14 protein-coding genes are annotated in these 14,136 nt (G+C 59.6%); 8 read left to right on the plus strand and 6 right to left on the minus strand.

Annotated elements, in window-relative coordinates:
- Positions 1–181 precede the first annotated feature (181 nt).
- Complete coding sequence (locus tag GMO_RS09225) at positions 182–1,246, plus strand: transporter (RefSeq protein WP_008852110.1); 1,065 nt, start codon at positions 182–184, stop codon at positions 1,244–1,246.
- 53 nt (positions 1,247–1,299) lie between these two features.
- Here GMO_RS09225 and GMO_RS09230 read toward each other — a convergent pair whose 3' ends face one another.
- Together GMO_RS09230 and GMO_RS09235 are read right to left on the minus strand one after the other, a co-directional pair.
- The gene (locus tag GMO_RS09230; protein WP_008852111.1) at positions 1,300–1,752 is read right to left on the minus strand and encodes a hypothetical protein; all 453 of its coding nucleotides are present in this window, start codon (positions 1,750–1,752) and stop codon (positions 1,300–1,302) included.
- Positions 1,753–1,890: 138 nt separating this feature from the next.
- Positions 1,891–3,579: an alpha-keto acid decarboxylase family protein gene (locus GMO_RS09235; protein WP_008852112.1), complete on the minus strand. Its 1,689-nt coding sequence runs from the start codon at positions 3,577–3,579 to the stop codon at positions 1,891–1,893.
- 231 nt (positions 3,580–3,810) lie between these two features.
- On the opposite strand from GMO_RS09235, the gene GMO_RS14425 reads away from it, so the two are divergent.
- Positions 3,811–3,987: a hypothetical protein gene (locus tag GMO_RS14425; protein ID WP_175282607.1), complete on the plus strand. Its 177-nt coding sequence runs from the start codon at positions 3,811–3,813 to the stop codon at positions 3,985–3,987.
- Between the two features lie 517 nt (positions 3,988–4,504).
- Here the strand turns inward: GMO_RS14425 and GMO_RS09240 are convergent.
- The 3 genes from GMO_RS09240 to mutY form a co-directional block, all read right to left on the minus strand.
- Entirely contained in the window at positions 4,505–5,680 is a 1,176-nt protein-coding gene (locus GMO_RS09240; protein WP_040508919.1) for a Gfo/Idh/MocA family protein, read from the minus strand.
- Positions 5,681–5,772: 92 nt separating this feature from the next.
- Entirely contained in the window at positions 5,773–6,414 is a 642-nt protein-coding gene (locus GMO_RS13580) for a hypothetical protein (protein ID WP_008852117.1), read from the minus strand.
- Positions 6,411–7,472: an A/G-specific adenine glycosylase gene (gene mutY, locus GMO_RS09250; RefSeq protein WP_008852118.1), complete on the minus strand. Its 1,062-nt coding sequence runs from the start codon at positions 7,470–7,472 to the stop codon at positions 6,411–6,413. The genes GMO_RS13580 and mutY overlap by 4 nt, the downstream gene beginning before the upstream one ends.
- 10 nt (positions 7,473–7,482) lie before the next feature.
- Here mutY and GMO_RS09255 point away from each other — a divergent pair, with 10 nt between their 5' ends.
- Entirely contained in the window at positions 7,483–7,989 is a 507-nt protein-coding gene (locus GMO_RS09255) for a DUF721 domain-containing protein (protein WP_008852119.1), read from the plus strand.
- Between the two features lie 125 nt (positions 7,990–8,114).
- Positions 8,115–8,738, plus strand: coding sequence for a hypothetical protein (locus tag GMO_RS09260; protein WP_040508924.1), 624 nt, complete (start codon positions 8,115–8,117; stop codon positions 8,736–8,738).
- 55 nt (positions 8,739–8,793) lie between these two features.
- Here GMO_RS09260 and serB read toward each other — a convergent pair whose 3' ends face one another.
- Positions 8,794–9,687, minus strand: a complete 894-nt coding sequence (gene serB, locus GMO_RS09265; RefSeq protein WP_008852121.1) for a phosphoserine phosphatase SerB — start codon at positions 9,685–9,687, stop codon at positions 8,794–8,796.
- A 41-nt stretch (positions 9,688–9,728) separates the two neighbouring features.
- Here serB and miaA point away from each other — a divergent pair, with 41 nt between their 5' ends.
- The 4 genes from miaA to ilvC are packed head-to-tail and all read left to right on the plus strand — an operon-like array spanning position 9,729 to position 14,085.
- Positions 9,729–10,712: a tRNA (adenosine(37)-N6)-dimethylallyltransferase MiaA gene (gene miaA, locus GMO_RS09270; RefSeq protein ID WP_040508927.1), complete on the plus strand. Its 984-nt coding sequence runs from the start codon at positions 9,729–9,731 to the stop codon at positions 10,710–10,712.
- 30 nt (positions 10,713–10,742) lie between these two features.
- Positions 10,743–12,539: a biosynthetic-type acetolactate synthase large subunit gene (gene ilvB, locus GMO_RS09275; RefSeq protein ID WP_008852123.1), complete on the plus strand. Its 1,797-nt coding sequence runs from the start codon at positions 10,743–10,745 to the stop codon at positions 12,537–12,539.
- The gene (gene ilvN / locus GMO_RS09280) at positions 12,539–13,066 is read left to right on the plus strand and encodes an acetolactate synthase small subunit (protein WP_008852124.1); all 528 of its coding nucleotides are present in this window, start codon (positions 12,539–12,541) and stop codon (positions 13,064–13,066) included. Before ilvB ends, ilvN begins: the two co-directional genes overlap by 1 nt.
- The gene (ilvC, locus tag GMO_RS09285; RefSeq protein WP_040508931.1) at positions 13,066–14,085 is read left to right on the plus strand and encodes a ketol-acid reductoisomerase; all 1,020 of its coding nucleotides are present in this window, start codon (positions 13,066–13,068) and stop codon (positions 14,083–14,085) included. Before ilvN ends, ilvC begins: the two co-directional genes overlap by 1 nt.
- The last annotated feature ends 51 nt before the right edge of the window (positions 14,086–14,136 follow it).

Genomic DNA, 14,136 nt, shown 5'->3' on the forward strand with positions numbered 1-14,136 from the left:
ATTGTGGAAGAACTGGTTCTCCCAGTGGGACTCTGTTAACACCTGAAATGCGGAACAGTTGCTCCGGCCCGACATATTGCGTCCGTTGCCGGACCGTGTCAGACAACGGCAATCCAGCCTACAGGCCGCTTTTCGCCAGTCGTTCCGGCCCCGAAGACCCCCTGAAGAACAGGAGGATGCCGTGTCAGACAGTACCGCCTACAACTTTCCTTTCACGGTCCTCGATCCTGCCCATCAGGAAACGGGAACGCCCGCTTTCGCCAACGGGCTTGTCTGGGCTGTTCATGCAGTGCCGGGTCAGGAACTGCGGGCCCTGAATTCGGCCGAGGTAGAGGCGCTGCTGGCACCCGAGCGTTCTCCGCAGGGGGAAGGGTGGTACTGGCTGCATTTCGACACGGTTCACAGTTCGGCCCGGGCACATGTGGCGACATTGCCTGATCTGCCTGAAGACGTTTGCGCGATGCTGGCGGAAACGGAATACGGAATTGCGCTTGAGGCGTTTGGTGATCTCATCTGGGGCGCGCTTCCGGCTTTTGATGATGCCCTGTCAGAAGAAGACCGTGAGATCTGTGCCTGGCGTTTTGCCATGCGGCCCGATCTGCTGATTACGACGCGGCGCAATCCCATTCCCGTGCTGGGTGCGGCGTACCGCTCTCTCAAGCCGGATCATATTCCCCGTACACCGGCGGGGATCATTGACCGGGCATTGCGGGAGTTCACGGGGACTGTCCGCCGGCAGCTCGGGCAGCTGGATGATGATCTGGACCGGGCGGAGGATGTTCTGCTTCTGATCGAGCATCGCTCCGATCTGGGTCATCTGGGTAGTATCGTGGGTAAGGTGCGCCGTCGTGCGACGGAACTGCGCCGCGTGGTGACACCGATTGACCGCGTTCTGAAGGACGAGGATCTGGACCTGCCTGAGTGGGCGGAGGACGAACTGCGGGACCGGGCGGAGCGGCAGGTTCATGCGGCGCTGGATGACCTGATTGCCCTGCAGGACCGGGCGCGCTCCCTGCAGGATGAGCTGGCTTCCAACCAGGCGGAAGAAACCAACAGACGGCTTTACATCGTGTCGGTGGGAACCACGTTAATGCTGCCCGCCACGTTTGTGACAGGGTTTTTTGGCATGAATACGGGGGGCATGTTCCTGGCGGGCGGAGCCTGGGGAACGGTTGAAGCCGGGGTTGTCTGTTTCGTGTTCATGGGCGTGACCTTCCTGTTCATGAAAATTGCCCGGCTGCTCTGACGTCCATCTCGGGCCAAGATGCATGAACGGGAATGGTCTTTCAGGAGAAGCGGTTACCAACCCATGCCCGGACCGTAGCCTGAATTGAAGCCGGGACCAGCGGGACCCCAGTCCCATCCGACATGTGAAGTGTCGATGATCTCGCCATCTTCCTCTTCGGTCGTCAGATTGCGCTTTTTCTGATCCGCCAGATATTTCCCATAGGCTTTCGCGTCTCCGACATAGAGGCAGCCGCAGATGGACGGATCAGCATACAGATAGGCCGGTTCGTGACTGGTGGCGTTGACCTGGCGGATGAAGCGGTGGGGCGGCATTTTCCTGAACTTGGCGATACGGTTCGGCGTATTGGCGGGTTGCTGATGGAAGCCAGCCGCCAGGAGGTAATCCTCTTTCTGGGTGATGATCTGGCGCTGTGATTCACAGCCCGCCAGCACGAACAGGGCTGCCATCAGGACAAAGGCGGGACGCATCATGAAAACCTCGGGGAAATGGAATGTGGCAGACATTGTTTGACATGATGTTTGTAAGCCAGATTACACCTGGTGACGGGATAATATTTTTAGTCTGCTGAAACGGCACAATAAAAAACCCCCGCACCGGAGTGCGGGGGGTTGTCTGATCAGATAGGCGGACTGAAGAAACGCTCAGTCCACTTTCGGCTTGCGTGAGTTGGCGGCAGCAACGCGCTTGCCCCATTCCACCAGCATCTTCGTGCAGTCTTCCCGGTCGAGCTTGCATTCGATCAGGGTCGGGCCGCGGGTGTTCTTTTTGGCCTTCTGGATGGCTTCGGCCAGTTCTTCGCCCGTGGTAGCGTGGAGGCCGAGGCCATGACCGCCGCCTTCACCGCCGACGCCGCCGTTAAAGCACTTCACCAGAGCGGCGTAATCCCAGTTCTGGATGTAGTTGTACGGGCCGTCATGGATCTTGATTTCAATGACGTAGCCGTAATTGTTCACCAGGAAGATGATGACTGGCAGTTCGTAGCGCACCATCTGCGCCACTTCCTGCGCGGTAAGCTGGAAAGACCCGTCACCGACCATCAGGACATGCTTGCGCTCCGGTGCGGCGGTGGCGTTACCGACGATGGACGGCACGGACCAGCCGATATGGCCCCACTGCATTTCGGACTCGACCTTGGCACCTTCGGGCAGGTTCATGCGGACAGCGTTGAACCAGGAGTCACCTGTCTCGGCGAAGAGCGTTGTATTGCCGTCGACAAGTTCATTGATCTGACGGGTCATTTCGTCGTTCGTCAGCGGCTTCTTCGGGTCGGCCTTGGGCAGCGTGACCGGTTTGTATTCGCCCGTCAGGGATGCAGGCTTGGCCGAGGTCCGCTCGGTCAGGGCCTTCAGGAATTCCTTGAGGCGGAAGCCTTCAAATGTCTTGCCGTTGACGGTGACGCGATGCGGTTCGACCTCAAGCACGCGTTCACCGCGGACCCAGTCGCGCCAGCCGACGGTGGAGTAATCGTTCCAGACAGGGGCAAGCGTGATGACGCCATCCGCCTTCTGGACAAGTTCTTCGGCGCCCGGGCTGCTGACTTCACCCCAGTAAACGCCACGGAAGCCGGGATGCGTTTCAGGGAACAGGCTCTTGGCCGCCCCCATGACCGTAACGGCGCAGCCCAGTTTGTCCGCCAGGGCAACGGTTTCCTCAAGGGCTTCCGCTGCACGCAGCTTGCTGCCGACAAGAATGACGACATTCTTGCGCTTCTCGAGGAAGTTCAGGCTCTCGTTCAGGGCGGCCTTCAGGCTTTCCTCATCTGGAACGGGATGGGAAAGCAGAGACGATACCGGACCCGGACGAACACAGGGCTGGGATGCGATGTTGCAGGCAATTTCCAGATAAGCCGGCTTCTTTTCGCGTAGCGCCGTGCGGATCACGTGGTCGATTTTGGCCGGGGCGCTGTCAGCGGAGATGACGCTTTCTGCCGCACAGGTGACGTGACGGACCATTTCCAGCTGGTAATTGTAGTCCGTGGTGCCGATCGTGTGGTGCAGGATGTGGCCCGTGCCATAATCATTGGTATTCGGCGAGCCGGAGATCAGGATGACCGGCAGATTTTCGGCATAGGAGCCACCGATGCCGTTCATGGCTGAAATGGCACCGACGCTGAAGGTGATGACAGCGGCTGCTGCACCGTTTGCACGGGCATATCCCTCTGCCGAGAAGCTGCAGTTCAGCTCGTTGCAACTGTAGATCTGCTTCATGCCGCCATGTTCGAGAAGCTGGTCCAGCAGCACGAGGTTGTAGTCACCCGCCACGGCAAAATGATGCTTGAGGCCGATCTGGGCGAGACGTTCGGCAAGATAGTGTCCGACAGTAAAGGTCATGGTTTCATTACCTCAGGAGCCGTGTGGTCGGTCGGATTTCTGAAGAAAAACGGAAAAACGGGTTGATACTGCAGAAATCTGGCCGGAGACGGGGCCGTTGAATGGGAAAGATGATCGTTCGCCGAAAAGCCGGACAGGTGGAACGGACCTGACGGACTGCGAAACGCGCGGAGCCTCCATGGGGCGCCGGTGGTGTGGTTTCCCCGGGGGGAGCAGGAACCAGTGGCTGGCATGGATATGTATTTCCTGGACCGGACCTGTCTGCGAGACGGACGGTCGGGTGTCTGGAGCAGAGGTGTGGGAAGCGCTTCGGTGAAGATCGGTCTGCTGGACCTGGCCGGAGCCAGGGGGGTGTTCCTGTGGAAGAAAATTTTCCACACCGCGGATGGACAGACGGACCATTTCTGAAAAGGTTTTGGTGCAAACGGCAGAGAAAGTGATTGCCCTGAACATAGCTTCCCATAACAGCCAAGGAGACATCCCGGCCATTTTCAATGTCACCGATCTGCTCCAGACGGGTGAAGGTTTAAGGCAAAAATGGGTGCTGTGAAGTAGGGAAGCAGAATATTACAAGAATTTGAAAAAACCCTTTTCGAAAAAGGGGATAAAAATCAGGAAAATAAAAATAATTCTACTGTCATTTTTCGGGAATACAGGGAGTTTGTAAGTAAGTAGGGTGATGGTCATTTTGGGTGGAAAAGCCTGATTTTCTGCACATGACGGCTTCCTTCTCTTCAAAGGAGACAAAATTACTACTTTTTCCTTTCAAATAACGAAGGGACAAAGGAGTTTGATATGTGGATATTTCCAAAATACCTGCATGGTTTTCACGTTTATCCAGAAGCGGAGGCCGGACTCCGGAGCTGCCATTCCGTTGTTCATGGAAGATCAATCCTACGGCAGCGGGAGAGGGCCGGCTCTTCGGTCAGGAGCCATCCAGCGTGATCATCTGTCCCGTCCGGGCGGAACGATAAAGGGCTTCCATTAGTTTTTGGTCCTTCACGCCATCTTCGCCGGGAGTACGGGGTATCACGTCGCGTCGGATGCAGTCTGCGAAATGGTCCAGTTCCAGGGTAAACTGGTTGCTGGGCGGCAGACGCCACTCGCTGATGCTTTCATGATTTCCTTCCCGCCGGGCCACGCGCAGGCGTTGTCCGCCATAGGCAAAGGCGTTTTCCAGTTCAATCCAGCCTTTCTGAAGCCTGATGCGGAGGTCCTTGCATTCATAGGCGCCATAACTGGTCGTGCAGTTTGCAATGACGCCGGAGGGAAAGCGCATCATGAAAGAAAACGTCTCGTCCAGATCAGTGAACCGTGGATCGTCTGGTGGACTGACCATCTGGGCAAAGACCATGCCTGGTTCTTCCAGAAGGACCGCACGGGCCCCGTTAAGGCAGTACAGGCCGATATCCGGCAGTGCGCCTCCGCCTGACAGTCCAGGGTTGAGACGCCACTGGTCCGCACCCTGCTGAAACTGTGTGTTGACGGCTTCTATCAGTCTGGGTTGGCCCAGTTCACCACTCTGAACAAGATGGACGACGGCCCGGTTCAGGGGTTCGTAATGACAGCGATAGGCGATCATGAGTTTGACGCCGGCTTTCTGGCAGGCGGCGACCATGCGTTCCGCCTCTTCGGAGGTGTTGGCCATGGGTTTTTCGCACAGGACGTGCTTTCCGGCGGCGGCGAGGGCTTCGACCTGTTCAGCATGAAAGGCGTTGGGCGTGACAACATAGACGGCCTGAATGTCCGGACGTTCGCTCAACAGGTGGATTTCGTCATAACCAAAGATGTCCGAAGCGGTGAGACCATGGCTTCGCGCGACAGTTTCGGCCTTTTCCCTGCGGCCCGAAATGAGAGCCACGACGCGTGCAAGCCCGCTTTCGGCGAAAGCGGGCAGGATCTGCTCTAGGGTCAGCCTCCCCAGCCCCATGATGGCGAATCCTACCCGCTCGGCAGGAGGAAGGATCTGGGGGATCTGCTTTTCCGGAGTGCCTGTTGCGGGAGTTTCTGTGTCGAAAATGATCCTTCCGTCTTTCAGGCGGCCTGTATCGAACAGGGAAGGGTCATTTGGATGATTATGGTCTGGCAGGCTGGATGACATGGCGCGCTCCTGGCTGAAATGCCTCTGCGTCGCCAACGTCTGGCTGTTTCGGGAAGGTGCAGGAAGGCCTGTCTTTCACGGAAGATGTGAAGTTACTGTCCTATTGTGTCAGGCCGTGCCCTGATGACGAGGGTCAGGCTTTCCTCATTGTCCAGTCGCAGTGTGAAGGGCTGTGGCGTGGAAAGAGATGCCCGACCTATCTGTACGAAAGTCTCCAGATTCCGGTTCAGTGGGAGAGTGTGGGGTCCCAGATGCCCCATGAATCCTTCGGTGATGGTCAGGGCGGGAAGGGGTATATCATCCTGTTCCGTCTGTAGCTGGAGCTTGTCCGATTCCAGACGGAACAGGCCGCGGAGCATGAATTCCGTCAGAGGCAGGAAGGTTTCCCACTCCAGTCGGTTATGGGAATGCAGGCCGATAAAACCGTTGGGAGGGCGAAATGCGTCGGGGGCGCTGATCATCTGGTAGGGCGTGCCCGGAAGCAGTATGAAAACGAGATTATTCTCTTTTTCCAGTATCTCCATGTCCGGGAAGGGGCGTGGCATGGAAAGACGCTTTTCCCAGCGGATTTTTGCCGGGAGGGTGAACGGCAGGGGGGTCAGGGCGGAGATGTCGGGCAGCAGGTCCGGCTGGAACGGGCTCCTGACAAAAAAATCCCGCACGGGATCATGATCAAGCATCGTTCCATGCCAGTCCATGAACCACAGGCGAAGTTCCGGTGATGAGTTGGTCATGTCGTCTCCACATCTTGGTCGGCCCGAAGCAGGCATTTTTTCATGACGCCGGACAGGGCGGCGCGTTCTGCGGGACGGAACGTGCCAAAGCTCTGATTGATCCCTGCATTATGACCTGCGGGCAGGGTGGCTTCATAGACTGTCAGATGAAGTGTGAAATGCGTGAAGACATGCGTGACGGTTCCACGGTCCTGCCATTGCGTTAGGAAAGGTGCGTGAGACAGGGCGTCTTCTTCGGCCCAGCGAGTGCTGCGCCATTCCGTTCCGGGACATTCATCCATGCCGCCGAGAAGACCTTTTGGGGGCCGCTGGCGCAGAAGGACATTTCCCTTTCCATCCCGGAGGACGAAATGCGCGCCGTAACGAACGGGCCGTGCCTGTTTTGGTGCCTTGACAGGAAGGCTTGCGGCAATGCCGCGGGACTGTCCGATGCAGGATGTGCGCCAGGGACAGGTCAGACAGGATGGTGCACGCGGAGTGCAGATCGTGGCGCCTAAATCGAATAGTGCCTGTGCGAAATCGGAAGGGCGTGCCTGCGCCTCAGCATCGGCGTTGAGGTGGGCAGCCTGTTGGGCGATCCGGGAGCGGCTGGCGGGCAGGGGGTCTTCCATGGCGTAAAGGCGCGCGGTGACCCGTTCCACGTTTCCGTCCACCGGGACGACGGGCTGACCGAAGGCGATCGCCGCGATGGCCCGGGCGGTATAGGCGCCGATCCCCGGGAGGGTAAGGAGGGCGTCAACCGTTTCGGGGAAGCCGCCCAGTTCACTGGCGCGCCGTGCGCAGGCATGGAGATTCCGTGCACGGGCGTAGTAACCCAGTCCGGCCCAAAGGTGCAGGACGTCTTCCAAGGGTGCGTTCGCGAGACCCTGCACGGTGGGGTAATGCGTGAGGAAACGGTTGTAATAGTCTATGACGGCCTTGACCGTTGTCTGCTGGAGCATGATCTCGCTAAGCCAGACGGCATAGGGATCGGGGCGCTGCCCGGGGAGGCTGCGCCAGGGAAGGATGCGCCGGTGCGTGTCGTACCAGCGGAGCAGGGCTGATGCATCAGGAGTCACGGATACGGATATGAAGAAGGATCAGTCTCCGGACAAGCGCTCCCGGCCACAGGGGACGGATACGCAGACGACATGGCAGCCGCGCCGGAACTGGGGCGCGCGCCAGATCGGGACTTTCGTGCCCACCTTGACGAAAACGGCTTTTCGCAAAAAGTCGCCTCTTCTGGTTCGTCTGATGATGGACTGGGAGAATTTTGTCGGGCTTCGTCTGGCACGTCAGACAGAGCCGCGACGGTTGAGCGCGGGTACCCTGACCATCGCCTGTTCCGGGCCTATTGCCATGGAGCTCCAGCATCTTACGCCCCAGCTGTTGGAACGGATCAATACGGCCTGTGGTTTGCGGGGAGAGAGCAGTATCCAGCGTCTGAGGATCGTGCAGGACATGACGGCTTTCGAGCGCCCTGCACGGCCGCGTCCCAAGCCGTGTCCCGTCGAGGTGCCGGAGGTAGAGGATGAGGAACTTCGCGCTGCGCTGGAGCGTCTGGGAGGGCATATCGGCGCGCGTCGCCGGCGATGACAGGGTGAAGTGACTGCTTTGTTTCACGTGAAACGACTTGTTTCGCCTTGAGGTAACCATCTTTGCGGTGTCACACTCTGATCCGATATAAGAAACTGATACGGTTTTTTCCCAGGAGAGGGGCCATGAACCCTATGTCAAAAATGTCTCCCGCGTTTCTGCTTGCTCTGGCTGTCGGTCTTTCTCCGGTAACGGCGCTGGCGCAGCATGGCGGTCCGGGGGGAGGCTTCCATGGAGGCGGGGGCTTCCATGGGGGAGGACCAGGTGGTGGCGGTTTTCGTGGTGGCGGATTTGGCGGAGGGCCAGGTGGTTTCCGCGGGGGCGGTCCGGGCGGTTTCCGTGGAGGACCAGAAGGTTTTCGTGGCGGCGGTGGCTGGGGTTTTCGTCCCGGTTTTGGCGGTGGCTGGCGAGGCGGATGGGGTGGTCCCCGCTTTGGCGGCTGGGGGTACCCGGGCTGGGGTGGCTGGAACGGCTGGGGTGGTCCTGGCTGGTTCGGTTATGGCTGGGGAATGCCGGGCTGGGGCGGCGGCTGGGGCTGGGGTGGCTGGGGCTGGGGACTTGGCGTCGGTCTTGGTCTGGCTACTGGCATGGCTGTCGAGGAATCCCAGGCGGTGTGTCCTCCCGGATATTACGGGAATTCCTACCAGGGCTGTGTTCCTGCCGGAGCGTATGGTGGGTATGCCCCGACGCCTTATCCTTATGCGGTTCCGTCCTATGGCGGAGTTCCCTCCTATACTGGGGGATACTAAGACAGGAGGCCCTGTTTTCCGGATGTCCGGAAACAGGGCCGGCCCCGGGAAAGTGTCAGTCCGTGGCGAAGTCGCGGGCGTAATAGCCCTGCGCGAACAGATGGGCGCGCAGGCTGGAATAATTGATCTGGTGCGGGATGATGCGTCGGACATTGGGTTTGGCGTGAAAGGCCAGACCCAGCCCGGCTGTTGCCATCATGGGAATGTCGTTTGAGCCATCTCCGGTTGTCAGGGCGGCGCGAAGCTGCACGCCCCGTTCCGCTACCAGGCGATCCAGATGAACGCGCTTGGTGTCCGGACCGAGGATGGGGCCTTCCAGCCTGCCGGTCAGTTTGCCGTCCACGATTTCCAGAACGTTGCCGTAATTTTCGTCAAAGCCGCAGAGACTGGCGACACGCTGCGTGAACCATGTGAATCCTCCCGAGACGAGGGCTGTGCGGGCATTGTGTCTGCGCATGGTCTGGACCAGTTCGCATGCGCCTTCTGTCAGGCGGATCCGTTTCCAGACGTCCTCGAGTGTTGAAGCCGGTTTTCCGGCCAAGAGCGCGACGCGCTGTTCGAGGGCGGAGTCGAAATCCAGTTCCCCGTTCATCGATGCGCGGGTGATGGCCGCGACTTCTTCCCCGCAGCCGAGGAGGTCGGCCAGTTCGTCCAGCGTTTCACCCGTGATGGTCGTGCTGTCCATGTCCGCGACCAGCACGGCCTTGCGACGGCCGCGCGTTTTCAGCAGGAGCGCATCGGTCTGGTAGGGGGCGAGCGTCGCGCGGATGGTGGCGGCACTGGGCGCGCCGGGACCGGGTGTTCCGCAGGGGATGTCCACGGCTTCACCTTCCGACAGGACGATCGGGGCCTTGCCCTTGACGAGCGTGCGGGCCACGTCGATGGCCTCCGGCTTGAGGGAACCCGATCGGCGATCGGCGATGAGGGTAAGAACGGCTGGAAGGGACATGAGCTCTCGTAACGGTCCGGCACGTGTGGCAGGAACGGGGAATGGACGCCCCGAAGACTGCGATCATTGTGGCTGGCCCGACGTGCTCCGGCAAGTCGGCTCTGGCTCTTCGTCTTGCCCTCCGTTTCGGAGGGACCATTATCAATGCGGATTCCATGCAGGTTTACCGTGATCTGCGGATCCTGACCGCGCGGCCGGATGCAGCTGACGAAGCCGCTGTGCCCCATCGGCTGTACGGGGTGCTGGATGCGGCCATAGCAGGCAGTGTGGCCTGGTGGCGGACGGAGGCGCTTGCGGAAATGGACAGAGCCTGGGAAGCGGGACGGCTGCCCGTCCTTTGTGGCGGTACGGGCATGTACATGCGGGCGCTGACGGACGGTCTGGTGGAAGTGCCGGACCCGGGAGAGGACGTACGGACGGAGGCGCGTCGTCTGGTGGGGGAGATCGGTCCGGCGGCCCTGCATGAGCGGCTGATGGCGCAGGATCCAGAGACGGCTGGTGGTTTACGGCCCAATGACAGCCAGCGGATTTCCCGGGCATGGGAGGTTCTGCGCGGAACGGGGCACGGGTTGGCCTGGTGGCGCCGGCGTCCCGGTCTTCCCCCTGCGGCCTGCCGGTTCATTTCTGTGCAGCTTGATCCGCCGCGGGACAGGTTGCGGACGGCGATCGGAGACAGGTTTTCCGTCATGCTGGAAGAGGGCGCGCAACGTGAAGTGAAGGATCTGCTGGGGCGGGGGCTCGATCCGGCGCTTCCGGCCATGCGGGCGCATGGCGTTCCGGAACTTGCGGCTGTTCTGCAGGGGGACATCAGTCTAGAGGAGGCACGGGATTCTGCGGTTCTTGCCACGGGGCGGTATACCCGGCGGCAGGCGACTTGGTTCCGGCATCATGCACTGGGCAAAAAGGAAGACTCAATAATTTCATTGCTCAGATATGATGCTTATACGCAAGAATCGAAAAGTGAATACGAAAAGATAGAAAATTTTATATCGGATCGAGTTGACGTCGCTGCCGGTCCGTTCTAAACCGCCCGCCTCATACTTTGGGAGGACAGAGTGACTGCTGCTGCTGAAAGAGACGCGAAGACGGGCAACGAAGCGCTGAACGGCGCGGAGGTGCTTCTGCGCGTTCTCGATGAACAGGGCGTAGAGGTCGTTTTTGGCTATCCGGGAGGGGCTGTCCTTCCCATCTATGATGCACTTTTCAGGCAGAATCGCATTCGTCACGTTCTGGTGCGTCATGAGCAGGCTGCGGTTCATGCGGCCGAAGCTTATGCCCGGTCCACGGGCAAGGTGGGTGTCGTGCTCGTGACGTCGGGTCCAGGGGCGACCAATGCCGTGACAGGGCTTGTAGATGCCCTGATGGATTCGATACCGCTTGTCTGCCTGTCGGGGCAGGTGCCGACGAAGCTGATTGGTAACGACGCTTTTCAGGAAGCCGATACGACGGGCATTACCCGTCCTGCGACCAAACACAACTATCTGGTGCGGGAACCGGGAGAACTGGCCCAGACAATCCGGGAAGCGTTCGAGGTCGCGCGGTCCGGTCGTCCGGGGCCGGTTCTGGTGGATCTTCCGAAGGACATCACGGTCGGCAGGGCGCCGCTGACGAAACCGGCGCTGTCGCGGCTGCAGCGCTTTCGCCATCAGGGCGGGCCGGACCGGGAGGCCATCGCGCGAACCGTTGCGGCTATGAAAACGGCAAAGCGCCCACTGTTCTATACTGGCGGCGGCATCATCAATTCCGGACCGGAAGCCTCAGAGCTGCTGCGTGTCCTTGCGCGCAGGACGGGTTTTCCCGTGACGTCCACGCTAATGGGACTGGGGGCATTTCCGTCTCCGGATCCACAGTTCCTGGGAATGCTGGGGATGCATGGTTCGGTCGAAGCCAACATGGCGACGCATGGCTGTGATCTGTTGATTGCGCTGGGCTCGCGTTTCGATGACCGTGTAACCGGTCGGGTTGATGCTTTCTCGCCCAATTCCTTCAAGGTTCATGCCGATATCGATCCGAGCCAGATCGACAAGATCATCCCGGTCGATGTCCGGCTGGAAGGGGATGTCCGTGATACACTGGAAGCCCTGATTGAAGCCTGGGGGGATACGCCGGCGCCGGATCTGGAGACATGGTGGAACCAGATCAACTCCTGGCGCAGTGTGGATGGGTTCGGCTTCACGCAGGACATGGCTTCGGACGCCATCATCCGGCCGCAGCATGCCATCCGCCGTCTGTACGAACTCGTACAGGAGACAGGGCGTGACACGTTCGTCTCCACGGAAGTAGGGCAGCACCAGATGTGGGCCGCGCAGCACTTCCAGTTCGACAAGCCGAACCGCTGGCTGACGTCTGGCGGGCTGGGAACCATGGGATACGGTCTGCCGGCTGCGGTCGGTGCGCAGATCGCTCACCCGGATGCGCTGGTGATTGATATTGCAGGCGAGGCGTCCACCCTGATGAACATCCAGGAACTAGGGACGATCGCGCAGTATCGTCTGCCGGTAAAAATCTTCATCCTGAACAATCACTACATGGGCATGGTGCGCCAGTGGCAGGAACTGCTGCATGGCTCGCGTTATTCCCAGTCCTACAGTGAAGCGCTGCCGGATTTCGTGAAGCTGGCGGAGTCCTTTCATGCGACGGGAATGCGCGCCACGACGGTCGGGGAACTGGATGATGTGATCCGCCGGATGCTGGCGCATGACGGGCCGGTTATTGCGGATATCTGTGTCGCTGAAAATGAGAACTGCTATCCGATGATCCCCTCGGGTGCGGCGCATAACCAGATGCTGCTCGGTCCCGATCAGGATTCCGAAGCGGCGGGACTGACCGAAGAAGGGAAGATGCTGGTCTGATGTCAGAAACGATCCAACATTCGGTCATTTCCGTTCTGATCGAGGATGAAAGTGGCGCCCTGGCGCGGGTTGTAGGGCTGTTTTCCGGTCGTGGCTACAATATCGAGAGCCTGACCGTGGCTGTTGTGGATGCAGAGCAGCGTCTGTCACGGATTACGGTCCTGACGTCGGGAACACCCATGGTGATCCAGCAGATCAAGGCGCAGCTCAAACGTCTGATCCCGGTTCATGATGTGTGTGACCTGACGGAAGAAGGGGCGTATGTCGGGCGGGAGCTGGCGCTGGTGAAGGTTGTGTCCCGCGGGGAAGCACGGACCGAAGGGCTTCGGATTGCTGATTCCTTCCGCGCCAGGCCTGTGGATACGACGGCAGGAAGTTTTGTGTTCGAACTGACGGGCGCTTCCCACAAGATCGACGCATTCATCGAGTTGATGCGCCCCCTCGGGCTGGCCGAGGTTTCGCGCACCGGGATCGCCGCCATCGGGCGTGGTCCGGAAATATTTCATCTTAAGAAGGAGCCTGTCTGATGCGGGTGTATTACGATCGTGACGCCGATCTGAATCTGATCAAGAGCAAGAAAGTCGCGATCATCGGCTATGGTAGCCAAGGTCATGCGCATGCCAACAATCTGCGCGACAGTGGTGTGTCCGACATTGTCATCGGTCTGCGTCCGACGTCCTCTGCCGTCAAGAAGGCGCAGGATGCGCGCTTCAAGGTTCTGGAGCCGGGCGAGGCTGCTGCCTGGGCCGATGTGGTCATGGTGCTGACGCCGGATGAAGGCCAGGGTGCGCTTTACAAGGAGTCCCTTGAAAAGAACCTGAAGCAGGGAGCCGCACTCGCTTTCGCTCATGGTCTGTCCGTGCATTTCCGCATCATTGAGCCGCGTCCGGATCTGGATGTGTTCCTGATCGCACCGAAAGGTCCGGGTCATACGGTCCGTTCCGAATACCAGCGTGGCGGCGGTGTGCCGACACTCGTGGCGATCGCGCAGAACGCTTCGGGGCATGCTCTGGATATTGCGCTGTCTTATGCCGCAGCCAATGGCGGTGGCCGTGCGGGCATCATCGAAACATCCTTCAAGGAAGAGGTCGAGACGGATCTGTTCGGTGAGCAGGCTGTTCTGTGCGGCGGCCTTGTCGATCTGATCCGTGCTGGTTTCGAGACGCTGACCGAAGCCGGGTATGCGCCGGAAATGGCTTATTTCGAGTGTCTGCACGAAATGAAGCTGATCGTGGACCTGATCTACGAAGGGGGCATCGCGAACATGAACTACTCCATCTCCAATACGGCGGAGTATGGTGAGTATGTGACCGGTCCGCGCATCATTACGCCGGAAACGAAGGCTGAGATGAAGCGCGTTCTGACGGACATTCAGGATGGCACGTTCGTGCGGAACTTCATTCTGGAGAATCAGTCCGGTGGTGTGGGCTTCAAGGCCATCCGTGCCCGGAACGATGCACATCCGATCGAGAAGACCGGTGAGAAGCTGCGTGAGATGATGCCCTGGATTGCGAAGGGCAAGCTTGTCGACAAGGACAAGAACTGATCACGGATGACTGTCAGGGGAAACGGTGTTTTCCCTGGCGGGTCCTGACGC

The sequence above is a fragment of the Gluconobacter morbifer G707 genome, from assembly GCF_000234355.1.
GTDB lineage: Bacteria > Pseudomonadota > Alphaproteobacteria > Acetobacterales > Acetobacteraceae > Gluconobacter > Gluconobacter morbifer.

Coding starts and splice junctions, on each gene's coding strand:
- GMO_RS09230 (WP_008852111.1), bottom strand. CDS start 1,752: ATGTCTGCCACATTCCATTTCCCCGAGGTTTTCATGATGCGTCCCGCC.
- GMO_RS09235 (WP_008852112.1), bottom strand. CDS start 3,579: ATGACCTTTACTGTCGGACACTATCTTGCCGAACGTCTCGCCCAGATC.
- GMO_RS14425 (WP_175282607.1), top strand. CDS start 3,811: ATGGATATGTATTTCCTGGACCGGACCTGTCTGCGAGACGGACGGTCG.
- GMO_RS09240 (WP_040508919.1), bottom strand. CDS start 5,680: ATGTCATCCAGCCTGCCAGACCATAATCATCCAAATGACCCTTCCCTG.
- GMO_RS13580 (WP_008852117.1), bottom strand. CDS start 6,414: ATGACCAACTCATCACCGGAACTTCGCCTGTGGTTCATGGACTGGCAT.
- GMO_RS09255 (WP_008852119.1), top strand. CDS start 7,483: ATGAAGAAGGATCAGTCTCCGGACAAGCGCTCCCGGCCACAGGGGACG.
- GMO_RS09260 (WP_040508924.1), top strand. CDS start 8,115: ATGAACCCTATGTCAAAAATGTCTCCCGCGTTTCTGCTTGCTCTGGCT.
- serB (WP_008852121.1), bottom strand. CDS start 9,687: ATGTCCCTTCCAGCCGTTCTTACCCTCATCGCCGATCGCCGATCGGGT.
- miaA (WP_040508927.1), top strand. CDS start 9,729: ATGGACGCCCCGAAGACTGCGATCATTGTGGCTGGCCCGACGTGCTCC.
- ilvN (WP_008852124.1), top strand. CDS start 12,539: ATGTCAGAAACGATCCAACATTCGGTCATTTCCGTTCTGATCGAGGAT.
- ilvC (WP_040508931.1), top strand. CDS start 13,066: ATGCGGGTGTATTACGATCGTGACGCCGATCTGAATCTGATCAAGAGC.